The sequence below is a fragment of the Nonomuraea sp. MTCD27 genome (assembly GCF_041950495.1).
Lineage (GTDB): Bacteria > Actinomycetota > Actinomycetes > Streptosporangiales > Streptosporangiaceae > Nonomuraea.
Genome location: NZ_JBGNUW010000041.1, coordinates 51,575 through 75,282 on the forward strand (window position 1 = coordinate 51,575; position 23,708 = coordinate 75,282).

Sequence of the window (23,708 nt, forward strand, 5' to 3'; positions counted from 1 at the left end):
AGTGCTGCCAGCCGAGGACGCACCCGGCTACCGGGTCCTCGATCAGGCGGGTCAGGGCGGGTTCGCCGTCGTGTACCGCGCCTACCAGGAGCGTCTCGACCGGGTCGTGGCGCTCAAGGTGCTGTCCGTCGACCGGGTGGACCAGCGCACGATGCGCAGGTTCCAGCGCGAATTGCAGCTCACCGGCCGCCTCACCGGGCACCCGAACGTCGTGACCGTCTTCGACACCGGCGTGACGCGGTCCGGCAAGCCGTACATCGCGATGGACTTCTTCGAGAACGGCTCCCTGCGCGACAAGGTCCGCAAGGAGGGGCCGCTGCCGGTGCCCGACGTGCTGCGGGCCGGGGTGAAGCTGGCCGGCGCGCTGGCCGCCGTACACGAGGCCGGGGTCCTGCACGGCGACATCAAGCCGCAGAACATCCTCATCTCCCGGTACGGCGAGCTCGCGATCGCCGACTTCGGCGTGGCCAGGGTCGTGGACGCGGCGGAGATCTCGGCCACCTCGCAGGCGTTCACCCCGCTGCACGCCGCCCCCGAGGTGCTCACCGGCCGGCCCCACTCGGCCTCGACCGACCTCTACTCGCTCGGCTCGACCCTCTACCACCTGCTGGCCGGCCGGCCCGCCTTCCACAACCCGGTGGACCCGTCGATCGCGCCGCTGATGTACCGGGTGCTCAGCGTCGAGCCGCCGCTCATCAACCGCGCGGACGTGCCACCGGCGGTGTTCGCCACGATCGTGCGGGCCATGTCCAAGCAGCCCGAGCTCCGGTACGGCTCCGCCCGGGAGCTCGCCCGGCACCTCCAGGAGCTCCAGGCCGAGCTGGGCCTGTCGGTGACGGACCTGGTCGGCCAGGACCCGGGACCCGGCCCGGGGATGTCCACGGTCCCCCGCCCGCGTCACGACCCCGCCACCCCACCCCCGAACATCCCCTTCCCGCCCACCACCGGCAGCCCCGGGCCGCCGGGCGCCGGCGCGCTTCCCACGACGGGCAGCCACCTGCCACCGGGTGGGGGTGCCCTTCCGACGACCGGCCACCACCTCCCGGCGGGCGGGGGCGCGCTTCCCACGACGGGCAGCCACCTGCCGCCGGGTGGGAGTGCGCTTCCGACGACCGGCCACCACCTCCCGCCGAGCCAGGTGCCGACCGTCCCCCCTTCCGCGCCGGGCGCGCACGCTCCCGGCCGGGCGGCGACCGTCCCGCCGTCCCCCTCCCGCGCCCGCAGGAGCCTCCTGATCAGCGGCGCGGTGGCGGCCGTGGCCGCGACGGGCACGGCGCTGGCCGTGTACCTGTCGATCGAGCCGCCGGCCACCCCCGAGGCCACCCCCCAGACCACCGCCGCGACGGCCACCGGCACCGCCCGATCCCAGCCCCCGAGCAGCAGCGCCATCGACGAGCAGGACATCGCCGCCCTGGCCCCCAAGCGGGTCGAGGTGACGGCGGACCAGGGCGCGCTGGTGGAGCTGCGATGGACGCTGCCCGCCGACGCCCGCCGCTACCCGGTGGTCGTCCAGCGTTCCCCGGTCAAGCAGGGCGAGCAGGCCATCACCGCGCTCGGCCAGGGCGCCACCTCGACCCGCGTGGCCGGACTCGACCCGGACAGCGGCTACTGCTTCCTGGTGGGCGTGCCGCTGCGCATCTCCGAGAACTCGACGGTCGCCTGGTCGAAACCCGCCTGCATCAGGGGCGCGGTGGCCAGGTCAGCCCAGTAGCTTGCGCGCCGCCTGCTCGATCTCCTCCTCCGACAGCAGCACGTGATCGGCCGCCCCGCCGAGCGGGATGAAGCTGTCGGCCGAGGTCACCCGCGCGATCGCCCCGTTGTACCCGGCGTCGAGCAGCTCGGTCATGATCCCCTCGGAGACGCCGCCGGTGTGCCGGGTCTCGTCCGCGATGAGCACGTTGCCGGTCAGCTCGGCCGCCCGCAGCAGGTCCTCGACCGGCAGCGGGGCCAGCCAGCGCAGGTCGAGGACGCGGCAGCCGTACCCCTCCTGGGTCAGCCGCACGGCGGCCCGCAGGCTCATCCGCAGCCCGTTGCCGAACGTCACGATCGTCAGGTCGCGCCCGTCGCCGTAGGAGCGCGCCCGCCCGATCGGCACGTGGGTCTCCGGCCAGCGGGCGGGCGGCGCGTACGGCGCCAGCCAGCCCCCGTCGCCCGCGTCGAACAGGTCGCGCGTGTGGTAGAGCGCGATCGGCTCCAGGAACACGCAGACGGACCCGGAGGTGCGGGCCGCCGCCAGGCACGTGCGCAGCATGGCGGAGGCGTCGTCGGGACGCGCCGGTGAGGCGATGACCAGCCCGGGGATGTCGCGCAGCGCGGCCACCGCGTTGTCGTTGTGGAAGTGGCCGCCGAACCCCTTCTGGTAGGAGTAGCCGGCCACCCGCACCACCATCGGGTTGGTGTAGGCGCCGCGCGAGAAGAACGACAGCGTGGCCGCCTCGCCGCGGATCTGGTCGAGCGCGTTGTGCAGGTAGGCCAGATATTGGATCTCCGGCACGGGCAGCAGCCGCGTCACGCCGGAGCCGAGCGCCAGCCCCAGGATGGCCTGCTCGTCGAGCAGCGTGTCGAACACCCGCGCCGCCCCGAACCGCTTCTGCAACCCCCTGGTCACACCGTAGACGCCGCCCTTCTTGGCGACGTCCTCGCCGAACACCGTCATCTCCGGGTAGACGGCCAGCGCGTCGGCGAGCGTGCGGTTGATGGACTGCGAGAGCGTCATGGGCTTGTCGTTCTCGGGCAGCGCGCCGGCGAACGCCTTCTCCCTGACCGAGGCCGAGGCCGCCATCGGGCTGATCTTGGCGATCAGCTCGGGCCGGCGCGGCGCGATCGGCTCCATGATCTCCTTGGCCGTGCCGAGGCGCGGGCTGCGCGTCGTCTCCAGGGCGATCCGCAGCACGTGCTCGCGCGCCAACTCGTACATCTTGAGCAGCTCGTCCGGTGTCTCCAGCCCGGCCTCCACCAGCAGCGCCGCCGTGCGCAGCAGCGGGTCGCGGGCGAGGTCGCCCTTGATCTCGCGCTGCGTGCGGTACGCCGACTCGACGTCGGACCCGGCGTGCCCCATGAGCCGCACGGTCGACAGGTGCAGGAACGCGGGGGAGCGCCGCTCGCGTACGTGTTCGGCGGCGCGGACGGCGGCGTCGTAGGCGGCGGGCAGGTCACAGCCGTCGGCGGCGAAGTATTCGATCCCGGGGCGCCGCGCGGCCGCCTCCACCCAGCCCTGGGGAGTGCGGACGCTGATGCCGATGCCGTTGTCCTCGCACACGAACAACAACGGCAGCGCCTGCCCCTGGTAGGTGGCGTAGGAGGCGGTGTTGAAGCCGGACAGCGCGCTGGCGTGGTTGATCGAGGCGTCGCCGAAGCTGCACACCGCGACCGCGTCCTCCGGCCAGGCCGAGCGGACCCCGAGCGCCCGCGCCCGCTCGATGGCGAACGCCACTCCGACGGCCCTGGGCAGGTGGCTGGCGATCGTGGAGGTCTGCGGGATGACGGCCAGGTCGGGATGGCCGAACACCTTGTGCCGCCCACCGGCGATCGGCTCGTCGGCCGCCGCGGTCAGACCCTTCAGCACGTCGCGCAGGCCCTGCTCGGGCAGCCGCCCGGCCTGTTCGGACCTGGTCAGGTAGAACGCGCCGGAGCGGTAGTGGAGCAGCGCGGGGTCACCGGGCCGCAGGGCGGCGGCGACGGCCGCGTTGCCCTCGTGACCGGCGGAGCCGATCGTGTAGTAGCCCTCGTCCTGCTCGCGCAGCCAGCGGGCCGCGATGTCGAGCAGGCGGCTGTCGAGCTGGCGGCGGAACAACGTCCGGCACTGCTCGCCGGTCAGCGTCGTGCCCTCGCGGACCGGGAGCCCCGGATCTCGCGCGGGGCCCGTCTCCAGTGTCGCAACCGCCTCGGTGAAGTGAGTCTCAACAGTGTCGCGCGCCACACCTCGATTATGTCTTTGATCGGCCCTGACGTCTGCCGGACGCCGGTGACACGTTGTGGACCGGTCCGTTTGACACCCGCCTATAACGGTTTGTCAGAATCCACAACCTTCCCCGGAGGCTGCACGTCTACTTATATGACACACGTGGCACCCTCAATGCCGCGTTGAACCAATGGGGTCTCCAGAAAGGAACCCGCATGTTACAACGCATTCGTGTCGCCGCCCTCGCCCTCGTACTCGCCGCCGGGGCACTCGCCTCGGCCCCCGCGACCGCGACGGCGGCACCCGCCCCAACCATCAGCGATGTGGGCATCAGCCCGGCCCCTCCGATCGTCGTCTTCGACACCGACGTCAGCGTCACGTTCACGTTCACCACGACGAATGCGACCACGGCCGACCTCAAGCTCAACGGGGACCCGGTCACCGTCACGTCGGCGGCCGTCTCCGGCGGCCTGAAGTGGACCGGCACCAAGTCCTTCGGCGCGGGCGCCGTCGGCAAGTGGAGCTACACCGCCACCGCGCACGGTGACGGGGACGCCTCCAAGTCCGGCACGTTCGACGTCGTCAGGGCACTCGACACCAAGATCGCCGACTTCGACGCCGGCCCCGACCTGGTCGACAGGGGCGACACCATCCGCGTCACCGGCCGCCTCCTGGCCGGCGGCAAGGGGTACGACGGCCAGTCCGTCTCCATCACCTTCCGCGGGCGCGGCTCCGACTCCTACCGTGAGGTCACCAAGGTGACGACCGGCCGCGGCGGCTGGTTCGGCGCCCGGGTGCGGGCCGACGCCACCGGCTGGTGGCGTGCCGAGTTCGCGACCACGGCCACCGCCAGAGGCACCGTCAGCGACGCCGACAGGGTGGACGTCAGGCGTGGCAACCGGGCCAGCAGCATCGCCGGCTTCGACGCCCGCCCCGAGCCGGTGGACAAGGGCGACAAGCTCACCTTCACCGGCGCCCTGCGGGTGGAGGGCCGCGACGGCGTGTCCGGCCAGCGCGTGGCCGTCTACTTCCGGGCGGACGGCTCGCACCGGTGGGAGTACGTCACGAGCGCCGTGACCGGCCGCCACGGCCGCTTCTGGGCCTCCGCGTCCGCGCAGACCTCCGGCTGGTGGCGCGCCGAGTACCGGGGCGCCCGCGGCGTCAACGGCTCGGTCAGCGACGCCGACTGGGTGCGCGTCGTGCAGCCCGCCCCGCCGCCGTCGGTGGACAAGGCCGACACCCGGCTGATCAAGTTCAACGCCTACCCGGAGCCGATCAAGCGCGGCAAGTACCTGAGGTTCAGGGGCGCGCTGCAGATCGACGACGAGGGCTCGTGGGAGGGTTACGCGGGCAAGGTGGCGCTGTACTTCAAGCCGGTGGGCTCGAAGAAGTGGCAGTACGTGAAGTCGACCTGGTCAGGCGACAGCGGCCGGCTCTACACCAAGGTCCGGGCCTGGAAGTCGGGCCACTGGAAGTTCGTGTTCGGCGGTGACGAGGACACCTACGGCGACGACAGCCGCCGCGACTACGTCCGCGTGAAGCGCTGACCATCCGGCACCGAACGAGGCCCGGGGCACACCACCCCGGGCCTCGTCCTCGTCTGCGGTCGTCTCCAGCCTCGAGACCCTGACTTCAAGGTCACGACACTTCTCCTGGAGATCGAACTTCGGAACTGCGCTCCTTAACCCTCCGTGCAAGATCGATCGCAGTCGGATGCGAAAGCCAGTCCTATTCCGCCCGTTTGAACTCCGCGACCGCCACCGCCAGCAGCGCCGCCCCCAGGGCCGCCACGATGCCCAGCTCCAGCGCCACCGGCACCTGGAAGTCGAACCACCGCACCCCGGGGTTGAGCACCGCGTTGACCTCGGCCGGCACGTTCAGGTGGGAGAACACCGCCTCCCGCATCGGGTCCACCGCGTACGTCATCGGGTTGACGACCGTCAGCACGTGCAGCCACGAAGGCAGGTTGGCCAGCGGGAACATCGCCCCGGACAGGAACATCATCGGCATGATCGCCATCTGCATCAGCCCGAAGAAGGTCTGCATGTTCTTCATCCGGGCCGCCAGCATGACCCCGAACGCCGTGATCGTGAACGCCGCCAGGAACATCTCCGCCAGCAGCGTGGCGAACAGCGTCGGCGAGTACGGCACCCCCACCAGCCCCGCCATCGCCAGGATGACGACGCCCTGCCCGGTGGCCACGATGGCGCCGCCCAGGCACTTGCCGATCACGATCGCCCCGCGCGAGACGGGCGCGACGAGCATCTCCCGCAGGAAGCCGAACTCGCGGTCCCACACGATGGAGCCCGCCGAGAACATGCCGGTCATGATCACGGTCATGGAGATCATGCCGGGATACATGAACGTCCGGTAGTCGACCCCGGGGATCGAGCCCTGCACCAGCGACCCCAGCCCCGTGCCCATGACGAACAGCCACAGCACGGGCTGCATGAGCATGGACAACATGCGGGTGCGGTCGTTGACGAAGCGGAGCATCTCCCGGTGCAGCACGACCTTGACGGCCCGGAGGTCGTGCCCGGCGCTGCGGCCCGGCACCCGGACGCTGATGGCCTCTGTCGCCATGACTACCGCCTCGCCATCGCTCTCATCCACGCCATGTTGCCGTCGCCGGACTCGGCGTCGCGGATCGTGGAACCGGTGTAGGACATGAACACGTCGTCGAGGGACGGCCGGGAGACGCTCACCGACCTGATCGGCATCCCGAGCTCGGCGAACAGCCGGGGCACGAACTCCTCACCCGAGGCCACCGCGAACGTCACCGCGCCCTCGCGCACGGCCGCGTCCAGCCCGAACCGCTCCCGCAGCGCCCTGATCGCCTCGGTGTCGTCGGCGGTCTGGATCTGTACGCGGTCCTTGCCGACGCTGGCCTTCAGCGCCTCGGGGGAGTCGATGACCACGATCTCGCCGTGGTCGATGATCGCGATCCGCTCGCAGTACTCGGCCTCGTCCATGTAGTGGGTGGTCATGAAGATGGTGATGTCCTCGGTGAGCCGTAACTGGTTGATGTACCCCCAGATGGCCGAGCGGGTCTGCGGGTCGAGGCCGACGGTGGGCTCGTCGAGGAACAGCACCCTGGGGGAGTGCAGCAGACCGCGGGCGATCTCCAGGCGCCGCTTCATGCCGCCCGAGAACGTCATCACCTTGGCGTCCTTGCGGTCCCACAGCGCGACCATCTCCATCACCTGCCGGATCCGGTCGCCGACCACGCGCTTCGGCACGCCGTACAGCTCGGCGTGGAAGCGCAGGTTCTGCTCGGCGCTCAGGTAGCCGTCCAGGGTGGGGTCCTGGAAGACGAGGCCGATGTTCCTGCGTACCTCGTCGCGCTCCTTCACCACGTCGTGCCCCGCGACCGTGGCGCCGCCGCCGGTCGGGTTCACCAGCGTGCAGAGCATGCTGATGGTGGTGGTCTTGCCGGCGCCGTTCGGGCCGAGGAACCCGAACACCTCGCCGGGGCGCACCTCGAAGTCGACGCCCTTGACGGCCTCGACCTTGCCGTACGTCTTCTTCAGCCCGCGTACGGCGATCGCCGGGTCCGCGGTCATTCAGTCCTCCGCCAGGATCTGGAAAATGGATCTGCGCGTCTGCTTGATCAGTTTCTTGGCCGCCTCCACCTGCTGGTCGCTGGCCGTGTGCGCCAGGAGGGTGAACGCCTCGTTGAGCTGGGCCCAGAGCAGGCGCAGCTCGTGGTGGTCGTCGGAGACCGTGCGGGCGACCTCCTCCCAGGGCGCCTCGTCCGCGTGCCGGGCGGCCTGCTCGCGGCCCCGCTCGGTCAGCCGGTACGTACGGCTGCCGCCCGACTCGTCGCCGGTCACCAGGCCCTCGTCCTCGAGCTGCTGCAGCGCCGGGTAGACCGAGCCCGGGCTCGGCCGCCAGACGCCGCGGCTGCGCTCCTCGATGCCCTGGATCATCTGGTAGCCGTTGCGCGGCTCCTCGTACAGCAGGGCCAGCAGGGCCGCCCGGACGTCGCCGCGGCGGATGCGCGGCGCGGCGACGTTCCCGTGGACGGCGAAGTGTACGTGCGGCGGCGGCCCGGGGAACGGCGGGCCCGGCGGCGCTCCGGGCGGTCCGGGCGGGAACGGGGGCGGTGCGGGCAGGGGCGGAGGAGAGTCCCAGAAGTCGGGTTCGCGCATGATTGCCTCCAACTATCGAGATACCGTGACGATATATCTAGATAGTTGGCACAACAAGGCCCTCATGCCGAGTGACCAGTAAGTTAGCGAGCCTTAACAGAGGCGTCCACGGCCGCCCGGGCCATCGCGTGCAGCAGCGGCCGCATGTCCTGCGCGGGCAGCTCCCCGGCGCTGTGCGGCGTCGAGTTGAGCAGCCCGAAAACGGCGTGCGTGGCCGCGCGCAGCCGCGCCGCCGGGCACGCTGGATGCAGCTCGGCCAGCACCGTCACCCACTCCTCGACGTAGAGCCGCTGCAGCCGCCTGATCTGCCTGCGCTGCGGCTCGGGCACGTTGCCCAGCTCCCGGTCGTGCACCGTGATCAGCGCCGGCTGCTCGATCGCGAACGTGATCTGCACGTTGAGCAGCGCGTCCAGCGCCTCCTTCGGGCCGGGCGCGGAGGTGACGACCGCCACGGCCGACTCGCGCAGCCGCGAGCTGACGTCCAGCAGCATCTCCGACAGCAACGCGTCCTTGCCGTCGAAGTGCCGGTAGAGGGCGGGCCCCGAGACGCCGACCGCGCCGCCGATGTCCTCGATGGAGACCCCGTGGAAGCCGCGGGCGGCGAACAGCCGGGCGGCCGCGTCCAGGATCTCCGCGCGCCTGTTGCGCCGATTACGGGTAGGTGTGGTGGAGGCGGTGGTCACGTCTCACATGCTAGACGGTTACGTTAATGATGACTAACATCCGTGCCATGAGAGGGGACTCATGAGCAGCGACTGGCCGGTCCTGAAGTCGGCCGCCGAGCCGGCGAGCGAGGCGTACAAGAGCAACGCCGAGCTCAACGAGCGGCTCGCCGCCGAGCTGCTGGAGCGCCTGGCGACCGCCGCGCTCGGCGGTCCCGAGCGGTCGCGCAAGCGGCACGTCGAGCGCGGCAAGCTGCTGCCGCGCGACCGCGTGGACGGCCTGCTCGACCCGGGCTCCCGCTTCCTTGAGCTGTCGCCGCTGGCCGCGAACGGCCTGTACGACGACCAGGCGCCCGCCGCGGGCATCATCACGGGCGTCGGCCGGGTCTCGGGCCGCGAGTGCGTGGTCGTGGCCAACGACGCCACCGTCAAGGGCGGCACCTACTACCCGGTCACCGTCAAGAAGCACCTGCGCGCGCAGGAGGTGGCCCTGCACAACCACCTGCCCTGCGTCTACCTCGTGGACTCCGGTGGAGCGTTCCTGCCCAGGCAGGACGAGGTGTTCCCGGACCGCGAGCACTTCGGCCGCATCTTCTACAACCAGGCCACGATGTCCGCGCGCGGCATCCCGCAGATCGCCGCCGTGCTCGGCTCCTGCACGGCCGGCGGCGCGTACGTGCCCGCGATGAGCGACGAGGCGGTCATCGTGCGCGGCCAGGGCACGATCTTCCTGGGCGGCCCGCCGCTGGTGAAGGCGGCCACCGGCGAGGAGGTCACGGCCGAGGAGCTCGGCGGCGGCGACCTGCACTCGCGCGTCAGCGGCGTCACCGACCACCTGGCCGAGGACGATGCGCACGCGCTGGCCATCGTCCGCGACATCGTCTCCACGCTGGCCCCGCGCGCCCCGCGCCCGTGGGAGACCGTCCGGCCCGAGCCGCCCCGGCACGACCCGCGCGACCTGTACGGGATCGTGCCCGCCGACACCCGCCAGCCCTACGACGTGCGCGAGGTGATCGCCAGGATCGTGGACGGGTCGCGGTTCCTGGAGTTCAAGGCCGAGTACGGGTCGACGCTGGTGACCGGGTTCGCCCACGTGCACGGCCACCCGGTGGGGATCCTGGCGAACAACGGCATCCTGTTCAGCGAGTCGGCGATGAAGGGCGCGCACTTCATCGAGCTGTGCGACCAGCGCCGCATCCCCCTCGTCTTCCTGCAGAACATCAGCGGCTTCATGGTCGGCAAGGCCTACGAGGCGGGCGGCATCGCCAAGCACGGGGCCAAGATGGTGACGGCCGTGTCGTGCGCGCGGGTGCCCAAGTTCACGGTGGTGATCGGGGGGTCGTTCGGGGCCGGGAACTACGCGATGGCCGGGCGGGCGTACTCTCCCAGGTTCCTATGGATGTGGCCGAACGCCCGCATCTCGGTCATGGGCGGCGAGCAGGCCGCGAACGTGCTCACCACCGTCGGCGACGCCGACCCCGAGGCGATCAGGGCCCAGTACGAGCACCAGGGCAATCCCTACTACTCCACGGCCAGGCTCTGGGACGACGGCGTGATCGACCCGCTCGACACCCGTACCGTCCTGGGCCTGGCGCTGTCCGCGGCGGCCAACGCCCCGCTCGAGCCCGCCGGTTTCGGCGTCTTCCGGATGTGAGGCATGTGTTCGACCGTGTTCTGATCGCCAACAGGGGCGAGATCGCCGTACGGATCGCGCGCACGCTGCGCGGGCTCGGCATCACGTCCGTGGCCGTGCACACGCCGTCCGACGCGGGTGCCCGGCATGTGCTCGAAGCCGACGTTGCTCTCCAGGTGCCGAAATATCTGGATATTGAGGCGATTGTTGGGGCGGCTCGGGATTCGGGGGCGCAGGCCGTACATCCCGGGTACGGGTTCCTCGCGGAGAACGGCGCGTTCGCGCGCCGCTGCGCGGAGGCCGGGCTGGTGTTCGTCGGCCCGCCGGCCGAGGCCATCGACGCGATGGGCGACAAGATCCGCGCCAAGGCCACGGTGTCGGCCGCCGGGGTGCCCGTGGTGCCCGGCGGGACCGAGCCCGGGCTGGCGGGGTGGAGCGACTTCCCGGCGCTGATCAAGCCGTCCGCCGGGGGCGGGGGCAAGGGCATGGTGCTCGTGCGGTCGGCCGCCGAGCTGCCCGACGCGCTCGAATCGGCCCGGCGTACGGCGACGGCGGCGTTCGGGGACGGGACGCTGCTGATCGAGCGCTACGTCGAGAACCCGCGCCACATCGAGATCCAGGTCCTGGCCGACACCCACGGGAACGTCGTCCACTTGGGCGAGCGCGAGTGCAGCCTGCAGCGCAGGCACCAGAAGATCATCGAGGAGGCGCCGTCCCCGTTCGTGAGCCCCGAGACGCGCGCCCGCATGGGGGCGGCGGCGGTGGAGGCCGCCCGCGCGGTCGGGTACGTGGGGGCGGGCACGGTCGAGTTCATCGTGGACGGCACGACCGGGGCCTACCACTTCATGGAGATGAACACCCGGCTGCAGGTCGAGCACCCCGTCACGGAGCTCGTCACCGGGCTCGACCTGGTGGAGCTGCAGCTCAGGGTGGCGGCGGGCGAGCGGTTGCCGTTCGCGCAGGAGGACGTGCGGCTCGACGGGCACGCGGTGGAGGCCCGCGTGTACGCCGAGGACCCCGCGCGCGGCTTCCTGCCCAGCGGCGGCCGGATCCTGGCGCTCCGGGAGCCGCGGGACGTCCGGGTCGACTCCGGGCTGGTCGAGGGCGGGGTCGTGGGCAGCGAGTTCGACCCGATGTTGTCGAAGGTCGTCGCCTGGGGTCCCGATCGGGCCTCGGCGCTCAGGACGCTGGACCGGGCGCTCGCCCGCACGGCCGTCCTGGGCGTGGTCACCAACGTCCCGTTCCTGCGGGCGCTGGCCGCGCACCCGGCCGTGCGGGCGGGCGAGCTGGACACGGGCCTGGTCGAGCGGGCGCTGCCCGAGCTGGTGCCGGGCGTGCAGGTGCCCGAGGAGGTGCTCGCGGCGGCGGGGCTCGTCTTCCACGCCTTGCCGCGCGGCGACGACCCCTGGGAGGTCACCGACGGGTGGCGGCTGGGGGAGCGGGCGTGGACGACGTGGCGGCTGGAGTCGCGGGACGGCGTGCACGCGGTCCAGGTGCGCGGGCTGCCCGAGGAATCCGCCGAGGTCCGGCTGAACGGTACGGCGGCGGCCCACATCCGGCTCGACGGCGGCCCCGCCGGGGGTGCCGAGCTGGTCGTCACCATCGGCGGGCGCACCGAGCGCTACCTCTGGGCGCGCCGCTCCGACACCCTGTGGCTGGGCAAGGACGGCGCCTCCTGGTCGTTCACCCGGCACCTCATCGGCGACCCGGGCGACCGGGCCGGCGCCGCGGCGGCGGGCGACGGCGTGGTCAGGAGCCCCATGCCCGGCACGGTGCTGGTGGTCAAGGCGCAGCCCGGCGAGCGGGTGAGCAAGGGGCAGCCGCTGGTCATCGTGGAGGCCATGAAGATGGAGCACACGGTCACCGCCCCGTGCGACGGCGTCGTCGCCGAGTTGCCCGTGCAGGCGGGCCGGCCGGTCGACATGGACGCCGTCCTGGCCGTGGTCACCCCAGTGGTCACCCCAGTGGTCACCCCAGTGGCCGGCCCAATGGTCGGCCCCATCGTCGGCACAGAGGAGGCGTGATGCCGTACCCCGTGCAAGGTCTTCCGCAGCAGGTCACGATCTACGAGGTGGGCCCGCGCGACGGGCTGCAGAACGAGTCCTCGGTCGTGCCCGTCGAGGTGAAGGCCGAGTTCATCGACCGGCTCGCGGACGCCGGTCACAAGATCATCGAGTCGACCAGCTTCGTGCACCCCAGATGGGTGCCGCAGCTCGCCGACGCCGACGAGCTGCTGACCAGGCTGCACCGGAGACCGGGCGTGCGCTACCCCGTCCTGGTGCCGAACCCGCGCGGCCTCGACCGCGCGCTCGACCTGGGCGTGGACGAGATCGCGATCTTCGCCAGCGCCACCGAGACGTTCGCCGCGAAGAACCTGAACCGGAGCCTGGAGAGCCAGTTCGACATGTTCGAGCCGGTCGTGGCCAGGGCGCTGGACAACGGGATGAAGGTCCGGGCGTACGTGTCGATGTGCTTCGGCGACCCCTGGGAGGGGCCGACGCCGATCGCGCAGGTGGTCTCGGTCGGGGAGCGGCTGCTCGGGCTCGGCTGCTACGAGCTCTCGCTCGGCGACACCATCGGCGTCGGCACGCCGGGCCACGTGACGGCCCTGATCGGGGCCTTCCGCCGGCCGGACCGGCTCGCCGTCCACTTCCACGACACCTACGGCCAGGCGCTCGCCAACACCCTGGCCGCGTTGAGAGCGGGCGTGACCACGGTCGACGCCTCCACCGGAGGCATCGGCGGCTGCCCCTACGCCGAGTCCGCCACCGGCAACCTCGCCACCGAGGACCTGGTCTGGATGCTGCGTGGGCTCGGCATCGAGACGGGGCTCGACCTGGGCAAGCTCGTGTCCACCAGCACCTGGCTGGCGGAGCTGCTCGGCCGCCCCAGTCCGTCCCGCGTCGTACAGGCGCTTTCGAAAGGCTGACATGCTCAAGGACGAGTACGAAGAGTTGCGCAAGACGGTCGAGGCCTTCTCGCGCGAGGTGGTCGCGCCGGTGATCGGCGACTTCTACGAGCGCGAGGAGTTCCCGTACGACATCGTGCGGCAGATGGGCGCGATGGGGCTGTTCGGGCTGCCCATCCCCGAGGAGTACGGCGGCATGGGCGGCGACTACTTCGCCCTCTGCCTGGCCCTGGAGGAGCTGGCCCGGGTCGACTCCAGCGTGTCGATCACGCTGGAGGCGGCGGTGTCGCTGGGCGCGATGCCGATCCTCAGGTTCGGCACCGAGGAACAGCGCGCGACCTGGCTGCCCAAGCTGGCCTCGGGGGAGATGCTGGGCGCGTTCGGCCTGACGGAGCCGGGCGGCGGCTCCGACGTGCCGGGCGGGATGCGCAGCACGGCCGTGCTCGACGGCGGCGAATGGGTGATCAACGGTACGAAGGCGTTCATCACGAACTCCGGCACCCGCATCACGGGGGTCGTCGGCGTGGCCGCGCTCACCGGCGAGCGCGAGATCTCCACGATCCTCGTGCCGAGCGGCACGCCCGGGTTCACGGTCTCGAAGAAGTACTCCAAGGTCGGCTGGAACGCCTCCGATACCCGCGAGCTGTCCTTCTCCGACTGCCGCGTACCGGGGGAGAACCTCCTGGGCGAGCGCGGCCGCGGCTACGCCCAGTTTTTGCAGACCCTCGACGAGGGCCGCGTCGCGATCGCCGCGCTCAGCGTGGGGCTCGCGCAGGGCTGTGTGGACGAATGCCTCAAGTACGTCCGGGAGCGCAGGGCGTTCGGCCACCCGATCGGCCACTACCAGGCCATCCAGTTCAAGATCGCGGACATGGAGGCCCGCGCCCACACCGCGCGCCTGGCCTACTACCACGCGGCGGAGCGGATGCTGGCCGGGCTGCCGTTCAAGAAGGAGGCGGCGATCGCCAAGCTGGTCTCCTCCAACGCGGCGATGGACAACTCGCGGGACGCGACGCAGGTGTTCGGCGGGTACGGGTTCATGAACGAGTTCCCCGTCGCCCGCTTCTACCGCGATGCCAAGGTCCTGGAGATCGGCGAGGGCACCAGCGAGGTGCAGCGCATGCTCATCGCACGTCAGCTCGGGCTCGGTGACCTGTGAGCGAAGTTTGCGCCGGTGGCGCGGGACGATCTAGTGTCGTTGGTCATGACGGCTGACGATCTTCTGATCAGGAGGGCGGAGAAGGCGGACGCGGACGCGGTGTTCGCGCTGGCCCGCGAGTTCGGGCTGACGTTCAGGCCCGAGCGCGAGGCATTCGACGCCGCCCTGCCCGCGCTCCTGGCGAACGACGACGCCCTGCTGCTCGCTGCCGTCGTGGGCGGGCGGGTGCACGGTTACCTGCTCGGGTTCGTCCATCTGACGCTGTTCGCCAACGGGCCGGTCGCCTGGGTGGAGGAGGCCATGGTCCAGTCCGGGCTGCGCCGGCAGGGGATCGGCCGGTCCCTGCTGGAGGAGTTCGAGCGGTGGGCCCGCACGCGCGAGGCCGGCTACGTGGCGATGGCGACGCGGCGGGCGCCGGAGTTCTACCACGCGCTCGGCTACGAGGCGTCGGCCACATTTTTCCGCAAGGTCCTGCGCTGAGCCCCTGCGCGGGCCGTCACCGCTGATCGCCCCTCCATCCCACCCGGCCGTGCGCGCCGGGCGGCGGGCGGTTCTGTCGGCGGGGGATGGCATCCTTGGGGCGTGAGTATCCACGCCGTGAGCCCCTTGTTCGTGGGGCGTGCCCGCGAGCTCGCCGCTCTCGGGGACGCCCTGGCCAGAGCGCGTGCAGGGGTGTCGTCCACCGTGCTCGTCGGCGGTGAGGCCGGGGTCGGCAAGACCCGGCTGGTCAACGAGTTCACCGGCCACCGGGCCGGCGACGCGCTGGTGCTCGTCGGCGGCTGCCTGGAGCTGGGCACGGAGGGCCTGCCGTTCGCGCCGTTCACCGCCGTGCTGCGCGGGCTCGTGCGCGAGCTGGGCCGCGACGGCGTCGCCGCGCTCGTGCCGGGCGGCAACGCGGGCGGGCTGGGGCGGCTGCTGCCCGAGTTCGGGGAGCCGGGCAAGGAGGGGGCCGAGGCCAGGGCGCGGCTGTTCGAGCAGGTGCTCGGGCTGCTGGAGCGGCTGGCCGAGGAGCGTCCCGTCGTGCTGATCGTGGAGGACGCCCACTGGGCCGACCGCTCCACCCGCGACCTGCTGACGTTCCTCGTCCGCTACCAGCGCACCGCGGCCCGGCTGCTCATCGTCGTGACCTACCGCACCGACGAGCTGCACCGCACCCACCCGCTGCGGCCGTTGCTCGCCGAGCTGGGCCGGGTCGAGTGGGTGACCAGGGTCGAGCTGCGCAGGCTCACCCGCAGGGAGGCCGTGGCCCTCGCGGCCGGGATCCTGGAGCACGAGCCGTCCCCCGGGGACATGGACCTGATCTACGCGCGCAGCGAGGGCAACCCGCTGTTCGTCGAGGCGCTGCTCAGCGAGGCGGGCGGTGGCGAGGCGCTGCCCGAGTCCCTGCGCGACCTGCTGCTGGCCAGCGTCGAGCGGCTGCCGGAGGAGACGCAGGAGCTGCTGCGCGTGGCCAGCGCCGGCGGGCAGCGCATCGAGCACGACCTGCTCAGCGCCGTGGCCGGGCTCGACGAGTCCGCGCTGTCCCGCGCGCTGCGGCCCGCCGTGGCGGGCAACGTGCTGGTGGTCGACGGCGAGGGCTACGGCTTCCGGCACGCGCTCATCCGCGAGTCGCTCCACGACGACCTGCTGCCCGGCGAGCACACCCGGCTGCACACCCGCTACGCCGAGGCCCTGGAGCACGACCTGTCGATCCTGCCCGCCCCGCGCGGCGCGATCGAGCTGGCCCACCACTGGCACTCCGCCCACAACTCCACCTGGGCGCTGGTCAGCGCCTGGCGCGCGGCGGCCGCCGCCCGCAAGTCCACCGCCTACGACGAGCAGCTCCGGATGCTGTCCAGGGTGCTGGAGCTGTGGGACCAGGTGCCCGACGCGGTCGAGCGCATCGGCCGCGACCGGATCGACGTGCTCAGGCAGACGGCCACGGTCGCCCACCTGGCCGGCGAATACGAGCGCAGCATCGCCCTGGCCAGCGCCGCCCTCGACGAGCTCGACCACGACGCCGACCCGATCAGGGCGGCCACGGTGCTGCGCCAGCGCGGCCTGACCCGCTACGACCTGAGCCGCCCCGGCTTCCTCGACGACCTGCGCCTGGCGGCCGCGCTGGTGCCCGACGACCAGCTCAAACTCCGCGGCCAGGTGCTGGAGACCCTGTCACGCATGCTCCACCGGCCCGAGGACCGGCCGGAGCGGAGCGCCACGGCCCGGCTGGCGATGGAGATCGGGCACGCGGTGGGCGACGCCAACGTCGAGGCCCACGCACTGATCAGCCTCACCTGGGGGCACACCTGTTACACCGAGATCGAGCTGGAGATGGAGAGGTTCGCGGAGGCGCGCCGCATCGCCGTCCGCGACGAGGCGTACAACGCGCTGATGCGCTGCGCGATCTCCGAGTCCGACGCGCTGGAGGGCGCGGGCCGGCACGGGCGGGCCGCGCAGGTGGCCCGTGAAGGCGTCGAGGAGGCCGGGCAATACGGCCTGGCCCGCACGTCCGGCACGTTCCTGTCGATCAACCTGGCCGAGCCGCTGGTCTCGCTCGGGCGCTGGGACGAGGCGCTCCAGGTGGTCGAGCACGCGCTCGACCTCGCACCGCCGGCACCCTACCGGGCGAGCCTGCAGGGGTTCGCCGCCGACATCGCGCTGGCGCGCGGGCAGTTCGACCGGGCGGAGAAGCTGCTGGCGGCGTCGCGCAGCGTGCTGTCCCGGGGGACCTTCCGCGATCAGACGGTGTTGCCGCACCTGTGCAGGGAGGTCGCGCTGCTGCACGCGCGGGGCCAGATGGGCGAGGCGGTGGAGGCGGCGGCGCGGGCGCTGGAGGAGCACGACCTGCTGGTCTCTCCGCGCTACTCGTGGCCGGTGCTGGTGACGTTCGCGCGGCTCATCTGGGCCGTGGTGCCCTCGGGCCAGCTCCTCGCGGCCCTGGCGGCACCCGCGCTGTCCGGCGGGGACGGTCCGGCGGGCGGCGAGGCCGCTTCGCGCGGTTCAGGCGGTACGGGCGGTTTGTCGGGTGAGGCCGCGGCTGGAGGTCTGGAGGGTTCGGCGCGTGGGGCTGCTTCGGGCAGCGGGGGTCATCGGGTGGACACGGTGGCCGCTCCGGGCGGCGGGGGCCATCCGGTGGACACGGCCGCGGCTTCGGGCGGTGGGGGGCTCGGGTCGCTCGCGCGGCTCGCGCTGTCGCTGTTGCCGCGGCTCCGGGTGATCGCGCAGAAGCTCGAGGTCCAGGGCGATCTGCAGCGGGCGCACCAGCTCACGTTCACCGCGCTGACCGGGCCGGTGGAGGACACCGGCGAGCCGGCCGCCTGGCAGTTCAAGGCATGGGACCTGGCGGCGGGGGCCTGGGCGGCGCTGCGGGAGCCGTACCCGGAGGCTCGGGCTCTGGTGGGGGCGGCGCAGGCGGCGCTCGCGTCGGGCGACCGGCAGGAGGCGGCGGCCCGGCTGACACGGGCGCGGGAGCTCGCCCGCGAGCTCGGTGCCACGCCGATGCTGGAACAGCTCGACGTGTTCGGGCGGCGGGCCAGGATCGGCGGCTCCGAGGAGGCTCCCGACGGGCCGCCCTTGGGGCTGACCGCGCGGGAGCTGGAGGTGCTGCGGGAGGTGACGAACGGGCGCAGCAACCGGGAGATCGCCGAGGCGCTGTTCATCTCGATCAAGACGGTGAGCGTGCACGTGTCGAACATCCTGGCCAAGCTGGGGGTCGCCACGCGAGGCGAGGCCGCCGCCACCGCCCACCGCCTGGGCCTCTTCGACGCCGTCCCGTGACGGGCCGGTAGCGCACCCGGGGGTTGGCACGCCCGCCTGAAGGCCCTGGCGGTGCTGCAGGCGTTGAGCCCCGCACGACCCCCGGCCTGTCGGCGGCGAACCGCGACCAGAGCGCGTTCGAGCATGCGGGCGGGCTGGAGCCGCCGCGTGCCGCTCGGCCCGTGCCGGCTTGGGCCGCCTCAGGGCTTCTGAGGGGTCCCGTTGTGCGGCCTGATGGCCATCTTCGGCCGCCCTCCGTCTTCCCGGTGCGAGGTCGGGTCGGGTGGGCGGTGTCGGCCATGAGCGCAGTGCGGCTGAGTCGAACTGGGCATGCGCCCAAGTCGGCCGTGGGTCATGCGGCTGAGCCCGGCCCCTGGCCCGTGTGCCTGAGTCGGCACGCTGGGCCTGAGTCGGCACGCTGGGCCTGAATCGGCACGCTGGGCCGTCCGGGTGGGGTCTGTGCGGGGGTGGTGGTGGGTCAGCCGGTTAGTTGGGCTTCGAGGCGGTAGCCGTCGACCGTGACGTAGACCTGGTCGCCCGGGCGGGCGTTCAGGCGCATGAGGACCGGCTGGAGTGAGTCGAAGACCGGCTGGTGGCCCTGCCAGACCAGGACGATGGCGTTGTCGCCGGGGCCCGTCACCGACAGGAGGGTGCCGGGGCGCATGCCGAGCTGGGCCGCGTACCCCTCCGGCACCGGCACCGGGCCGCCCCTGAGGTGCTCCGGCGTGACCTCGATGCGCTGCCAGCGGCGCGGGTCGGAAGACGGGCTGGGGAGCGGCGGTGGCGGGGTGGACGGGGTGCCCGCCAGGCTGCCGGGGAGCATCGCCGCGCGGCCGCCCGACAGCGCGGACAGGGTGGCCAGCGCGGCGGAAGGGTCGATCGAGCCCGCCGTCGCCGCCGGGATGGGCTGGCCGCCTCGGTGGTGGTGGCCGTTGGCCCCCGGGGTACGCCGGGGGAGCGGCTGTGCCGGGGACGGGGCCGAGGCCACCGGGTCCGGGCCGGTCTCCGCGGGCAGGGCGTCGAGCCAGGCCCTGGCCGAGTGGGCGCGGATGCCCAGCTCACCCATGAGCTCCACGAGATCGGCGTCCGGCGGGCTGGCGGCCAGGAGCTGCCGCGTACGTGCCTGGAGGCCGTGGATGTCGCCCACCACGAGCCAGCCGTCCTGGAGGCGGCGGTCCGGCATGAGCGTCACCAGCACGCGCCAGAGCGGTGTACGCAGCGAGGGCACCATCACGGGGTGGGCCGGGTCGGCACCGATGAGCTGATCCTCGGTGGCCGCCGCGCCGAGCCACTCGGTCAGCCGGAACATGTGGCCCGTGACCGGGGCGGACTCGGAGGAGCGCAGCCAGTGCAGGATGCGTTCCTCGGCGGTGCGCTGGGCCTGGGAGAGCGCGTCCCGCTCGACCAGCAGCTTGTGGGCGAGCGTACGCAGGCTGACCGGGTCCTCCGCGAACAGCCGGTGCACGGCCACCGCCAGCTCCAGCTTGTCCAGGCTGCGGAAGAGGCTGTCCACGACGCGGACCATGGCGTGGTCGGTGTCGGAGGGGGTGGGGGCGGATGCGGGGCCGGGCGGCGCCGAGAAGGCGGGCGTGCCTGGAGCGCCTTTCGGGGCGTCGGCGGCCGGGATGGGCGGGAACGAGCCGGTGTGCGGGCCGCCGCTGGAGAGGGGGCCGTTCGACGTCGGATTGCCGGCGCCCGGGGCCGGGGTGGAGGCGGGGCCGCCGCCCGGGAGCGAGGGGCCGCCGCCCGGGAGGGACGGGCTGCCGGGGAGGGAGCCGGTGTCCTGGCGGCCGGATTGCGGGCCCGTGGGGCGCTGCGGGAGGCGTTCGGACTGGCCGGGGGCCGGGCGCTGCGGCAGGCCCTCGCCCGCGAAGCCCTGACGCGGCCCGCCACCCTGGGGCTGGGCCGGGAACGAGCCGCTCTGCGCGGGGAACGAGCCGGTCTGGCGCTGCGGGGTCGCGTCCGGGGAGGACTGCGGGAACGGGCCGCTCTGGCGTTGCGCGTCCGAGGACTGCGGGAAGGAGCCCGGCTGGCGCTGCCGGGTGTCCTCGGAGGACGGCGACGGGAACGAGCCCGGCTGGCGCGGTCCTGACCCGTTGTCGGCCGCCGGGAGTGCCGGGAAGGAGCCGGTCTGGCGCTGCCGGGTGTCCTCGGAGGAGGGCTGTGGGAACGCGCCGCTCTGGCGTTGCGGGTCCGAGGGCTGCGGGAACGAGCCGGGGCGCTGGGGGAGACCGTCGCGCCCCGCGAACGGGCCCGTCTGGTGCGGCTGCGCGGTGGGGTCCGGCTGGGCGGGGAACGGGCCGCTCTGCGCGCCGGGCTCGGAAGGGGCGGGCTCGGAACGGGTGGGCTCGGAACGGGTGGGCTCGGGACGGGCGGAGTCCGAGCGGGCGGGCTCGGAAGGGGCGGGCAGCGCGGCGCTCTGGGCGGCGAAGGAACCCGTCTGCGGCTGCGGCACTCCCTGGGGCTGGACCGGGAACGAGCCGGTGCCCCGTTCGGGCTGGATCGGGAAGGGACCCGTGCCCTGGGACGAACCGGGCTGGCCGGGCGCCTGGCCGCGCTGCAGCGGGCGGGTGACCTCCGGATGACCCACCGGAGCGGCGGCGGGGGCCTCGCGCTGGGCCGGGATGCGGCCGAGGATCTCCCGGAAGACCGAGCCGATCACGACCTCGGGCGTGGCCGACGGCGTGCCCAGGTCGCTGGGGGACAGGCGGCGCAGCCGCTGCCAACCGCCGAGGCCGGTGATCGCCGTACGGGTGGCCTCGGGCCAGCCTGGCAGCGCGGGATCGATGTGGTGAACCGTCAGTGCGGGCAGCAGGTCGGCCAGCGGCAGGTGGTCCCAGCGGGAGGAGGCCAGCCGGGCCAGGCGTTCGCAGATCCAGTCGAGCCCGGCCGTGCCGAGTGCCTTCGACAGCGAGAGGGAGTGCCACCACCCCGCCGGCAGGCGTGGATCACCGAGCGCCTCGGCCACCTGCTGCGGGCGGCTCCAGCGCAGCGCAGGGACTAGGTCGCTCAGGCAGATCGATGACTCGACTTCCATCGGCGGACCTTATCCTCCCCAGTGAGCCGCGTGGTGCTGCCCGTAACGCATGTGGCTAATGGTGCAGCCTACGCGGCAAGCTATCAATCAGTGTGAATAGGGTAAAGACGGTTCAGATCCAAACCGTACCGTGGACGGCCGCCCACCTGGGCCACACATTCGGCACCAGCACGGCAACCTGCTTCCAATCCGGCCTGTACACCGTAGCCTCGCAAGGTTGCGGCGAGGTAGCCGGCGGCGAACGCGTCTCCCGCGCCGGTCGAGTCCACGACCTCGGTCGACACCCCCGGCGCGGTCGCGACCACCGCCCCGTCCACGGCTGCCAGCGCCCCGTCCGCTCCCAGCTTCACGACCGCTGTGCCGTATCTCTCACTCAAGACCACGGCCGCCCGCTCCGCCGTCGTGGCACCGCTGAGGAGGAGGGCCTCGTCGAGGTTGGGGATGATCAGGCCGGTCGGGGCCGTCTCGCGGGTGAAACGTTCAACGCCGAACTCGCGCAGCGGACCCGTGGAGGCCGGGTCGATGCTGATCGTGACGCCCGCGTCCGCCGCGTCCGCCATGGCGCGCCTGGCCAGACGCAGGCCGGGTTCGGCGAACAGGACGTACCCGGACAGGTGCAGCCGGGTGACGCCGGTCAGCAGGGACGGGTCCCAGTCGGCTTCGGAGATCAGGCTCCCGGCGCCGCGGTTGGTGAGCATCGAACGCTCGCCGCTCTTGTCCACCATCGCGATCACGACGGCCGTGGGGTGCGCGGGGTCCACGGTGACGTGCGGGTGCACGCCCGTCTTGACCAGTTCGGTGGTGTGCCACTCGCTGCTGTCGTACCCGAGCTTGGCCAGCAGGTGCACCTCGGCGCCCAGGCAGGCCGCCCACGCGGCGGTGTTGGCGCCGGAGCCGCCCGGGCGGAGCACGATGTCGGCGGCCGTGTCGGTGCCGGACATGACCGGAGAGCCGTGCAACGCCACCACGTCGGTGACCACGTCACCGATGATCAGGAGGGCGCCGTCGGTCACGATCGGGCCCAGGCCACGGCGATCCGGGCGGCCAGGGCGGTGTTGCCGCGTACGGCGGCCAGGTTCGCCTCCAGGGAGGCTCCGGAGGTGCCGTCCACCAGGTACCCGAGCAGGAACGGGGTGATCGCCTGCCCCTTGACGCCCTCGCGCTCCGCGGCGGCCAGCGCCTCGCCGAGCACGCGGTCGTGCAGCTCGGGGTCGAGCTGCTGCTCCACGGGGACGGGGTTGGCCACGATCAGCGCCGTCTCCTGGCCGCCGAGCGCGTCCTGGCCGCGCATGATGGCCGCGGCCTCGTCGGGCGACTCGATCCGCCAGTCGATCGGCTGGCCGGAGGAGTGCAGGTAGAAGCCGGGGAAGGTGTCAGTGCCGAACCCGACGACGCTCACGCCCCGCGTCTCCAGCCGCTGCAGCGTGGCCGGCACGTCGAGGATGGACTTGACGCCCGCGCAGACGACGGTGATGCGCGTACGGGCGAGCGTGTCGAGGTCGGCGGACTCGTCCTGGTCCTCCGCCCAGCCGCGGTGCACTCCGCCCAGCCCGCCGGTGGCGAAGATCCGGATCCCGGCGCGGGCGGCCAGGAACGACGTGGCCGACACGGTGGTCGCCCCGCTCGCCTTCAGCGCCGCCGCCACGGGCAGGTCCCGCTGGCCCAGCTTGCGCAGGCCGGACTCGGTCGCGATCCGCTCCAGCTCCACCTCGCCGAGGCCGATGCGGGGCACGCCGTCCAGCACGGCGATCGTGGCCGGCACGGCGCCCGCGGCCCGTACGACTCCCTCCAGCTCCCGCGCGACCTCCAGGTTGCGCGGCTGCGGCAGCCCGTGGGAGATGATCGTGGACTCAAGGGCCACGACCGGAGCGCCGGTTGCCAGGGCCTCGGCGACCTCGTCGGACGGCTGGAGAACGGAGTCGGTGGCGCTGCGCATGGTGAGTTTTGTGCTCCTTGAGTGGTGTGACCTGCTTAGGCGGAACGGTGGCTTTCGCGAGATTTGTTCCGAACGGAGCAGGGTACGGGCCCCCCGGCCCGGCCGTCCACTCGAGGATCACACGAGGAGGGCGACCCCCGCCAGGGACGTGGCCGCGATGATCGCCGTCGCGATGCCGCCGAGCAGCACCACCCGGCCGCCCTTCGCCAGTTTCCGCACGTCGATGCCGGTGCCGAGGCCGAACAGCGCGGCGGCCATGAGCACGTTCGTGACCACCGGCACCGCGTCCGTGACCACCGCCGGCCTTCAGCGGCCTGCACCGGGCGGGGCCGCGGCAGGAGCTGGGCTCGAACTCGGCGGTGAAGGGCGCGGCGCAGGCGGGGGTGGCGCCGGCGGTGCTGAGCGGGTACGCAGTGGAGGCCGACGTGGCCACGGGGCGGCTGGTGGAGGTGCCTTTGACGGGGATCAACCTGGTCAGGAGCCTGCGGGCGGTGTGGCGCCGCGGCCGCCCCCTGACCGGCCCGGCCGCCACCCTCCTGGCCATCGCCACCCGCCCCTGACCCGCCTCCCCCTGACCCCCCCCCCG

The 23,708-nt window shown here is 72.7% G+C and carries 18 protein-coding genes; 9 read left to right on the top strand and 9 right to left on the bottom strand.

From position 1 onward, the window contains the following. Position 1 precedes the first annotated feature (1 nt). Entirely contained in the window at positions 2–1,711 is a 1,710-nt protein-coding gene (locus ACBJ59_RS59660; protein ID WP_375118819.1) for a serine/threonine-protein kinase, read from the top strand. Here ACBJ59_RS59660 and ACBJ59_RS59665 read toward each other — a convergent pair. Then, positions 1,700–3,919 carry a thiamine pyrophosphate-dependent enzyme gene (locus tag ACBJ59_RS59665; protein WP_375118820.1) on the bottom strand — a complete coding sequence of 740 codons (2,220 nt, stop codon included), beginning with the start codon at positions 3,917–3,919 and terminating at the stop codon, positions 1,700–1,702. The genes ACBJ59_RS59660 and ACBJ59_RS59665 overlap by 12 nt on opposite strands. Positions 3,920–4,116: 197 nt before the next feature. On the opposite strand from ACBJ59_RS59665, the gene ACBJ59_RS59670 reads away from it, so the two are divergent. Then, entirely contained in the window at positions 4,117–5,448 is a 1,332-nt protein-coding gene (locus ACBJ59_RS59670; RefSeq protein ID WP_375118821.1) for a hypothetical protein, read from the top strand. 181 nt (positions 5,449–5,629) lie between these two features. Here the strand turns inward: ACBJ59_RS59670 and ACBJ59_RS59675 are convergent, their stop codons facing one another. From ACBJ59_RS59675 to ACBJ59_RS59690, 4 genes are all read right to left on the bottom strand, one after another. Beyond that, positions 5,630–6,484: an ABC transporter permease gene (locus ACBJ59_RS59675; RefSeq protein WP_375118822.1), complete on the bottom strand. Its 855-nt coding sequence runs from the start codon at positions 6,482–6,484 to the stop codon at positions 5,630–5,632. Positions 6,485–6,486: 2 nt separating this feature from the next. Continuing rightward, positions 6,487–7,464, bottom strand: a complete 978-nt coding sequence (locus tag ACBJ59_RS59680) for an ATP-binding cassette domain-containing protein (RefSeq protein WP_375118823.1) — start codon at positions 7,462–7,464, stop codon at positions 6,487–6,489. Beyond that, positions 7,465–8,052 carry a PadR family transcriptional regulator gene (locus ACBJ59_RS59685; protein WP_375118824.1) on the bottom strand — a complete coding sequence of 196 codons (588 nt, stop codon included), beginning with the start codon at positions 8,050–8,052 and terminating at the stop codon, positions 7,465–7,467. An 83-nt stretch (positions 8,053–8,135) separates the two neighbouring features. Beyond that, complete coding sequence (locus ACBJ59_RS59690) at positions 8,136–8,735, bottom strand: TetR/AcrR family transcriptional regulator (RefSeq protein ID WP_375118825.1); 600 nt, start codon at positions 8,733–8,735, stop codon at positions 8,136–8,138. Between the two features lie 61 nt (positions 8,736–8,796). Here ACBJ59_RS59690 and ACBJ59_RS59695 point away from each other — a divergent pair, with 61 nt between their 5' ends. The 6 genes from ACBJ59_RS59695 (at position 8,797) to ACBJ59_RS59720 (ending at position 18,170) form a co-directional block, all read left to right on the top strand. Next, the gene (locus tag ACBJ59_RS59695) at positions 8,797–10,368 is read left to right on the top strand and encodes a carboxyl transferase domain-containing protein (RefSeq protein WP_364117560.1); all 1,572 of its coding nucleotides are present in this window, start codon (positions 8,797–8,799) and stop codon (positions 10,366–10,368) included. 5 nt (positions 10,369–10,373) lie between these two features. Further along, the gene (locus ACBJ59_RS59700; protein ID WP_375118826.1) at positions 10,374–12,371 is read left to right on the top strand and encodes an acetyl/propionyl/methylcrotonyl-CoA carboxylase subunit alpha; all 1,998 of its coding nucleotides are present in this window, start codon (positions 10,374–10,376) and stop codon (positions 12,369–12,371) included. Next, positions 12,371–13,276: a hydroxymethylglutaryl-CoA lyase gene (locus ACBJ59_RS59705; protein WP_364117564.1), complete on the top strand. Its 906-nt coding sequence runs from the start codon at positions 12,371–12,373 to the stop codon at positions 13,274–13,276. Before ACBJ59_RS59700 ends, ACBJ59_RS59705 begins: the two co-directional genes overlap by 1 nt. Position 13,277: 1 nt before the next feature. Then, positions 13,278–14,414 carry an acyl-CoA dehydrogenase family protein gene (locus ACBJ59_RS59710; RefSeq protein WP_375118827.1) on the top strand — a complete coding sequence of 379 codons (1,137 nt, stop codon included), beginning with the start codon at positions 13,278–13,280 and terminating at the stop codon, positions 14,412–14,414. Positions 14,415–14,459: 45 nt separating this feature from the next. Continuing rightward, positions 14,460–14,894 (top strand): GNAT family N-acetyltransferase, encoded by a 435-nt coding sequence (locus ACBJ59_RS59715; RefSeq protein ID WP_375118828.1) that lies wholly within the window; start codon positions 14,460–14,462, stop codon positions 14,892–14,894. A 102-nt stretch (positions 14,895–14,996) separates the two neighbouring features. Continuing rightward, positions 14,997–18,170: an AAA family ATPase gene (locus ACBJ59_RS59720; protein WP_375118829.1), complete on the top strand. Its 3,174-nt coding sequence runs from the start codon at positions 14,997–14,999 to the stop codon at positions 18,168–18,170. A gap of 457 nt (positions 18,171–18,627) precedes the next feature. Here ACBJ59_RS59720 and ACBJ59_RS59725 read toward each other — a convergent pair whose 3' ends face one another. From ACBJ59_RS59725 to ACBJ59_RS59740, 4 genes are all read right to left on the bottom strand, one after another. Beyond that, complete coding sequence (locus tag ACBJ59_RS59725) at positions 18,628–21,186, bottom strand: hypothetical protein (RefSeq protein ID WP_375118830.1); 2,559 nt, start codon at positions 21,184–21,186, stop codon at positions 18,628–18,630. An 83-nt stretch (positions 21,187–21,269) separates the two neighbouring features. Next, the gene (locus ACBJ59_RS59730) at positions 21,270–22,199 is read right to left on the bottom strand and encodes a carbohydrate kinase family protein (protein ID WP_375118831.1); all 930 of its coding nucleotides are present in this window, start codon (positions 22,197–22,199) and stop codon (positions 21,270–21,272) included. Next, positions 22,196–23,122, bottom strand: coding sequence for a pseudouridine-5'-phosphate glycosidase (locus ACBJ59_RS59735; RefSeq protein WP_375118832.1), 927 nt, complete (start codon positions 23,120–23,122; stop codon positions 22,196–22,198). The genes ACBJ59_RS59730 and ACBJ59_RS59735 overlap by 4 nt, the downstream gene beginning before the upstream one ends. A 117-nt stretch (positions 23,123–23,239) precedes the next feature. Beyond that, positions 23,240–23,419 (bottom strand): hypothetical protein, encoded by a 180-nt coding sequence (locus tag ACBJ59_RS59740; protein WP_375118833.1) that lies wholly within the window; start codon positions 23,417–23,419, stop codon positions 23,240–23,242. Positions 23,420–23,436: 17 nt separating this feature from the next. Here ACBJ59_RS59740 and ACBJ59_RS59745 point away from each other — a divergent pair, with 17 nt between their 5' ends. Further along, positions 23,437–23,682, top strand: a complete 246-nt coding sequence (locus ACBJ59_RS59745; protein WP_375118835.1) for a LysR substrate-binding domain-containing protein — start codon at positions 23,437–23,439, stop codon at positions 23,680–23,682. Positions 23,683–23,708: the final 26 nt, after the last annotated feature.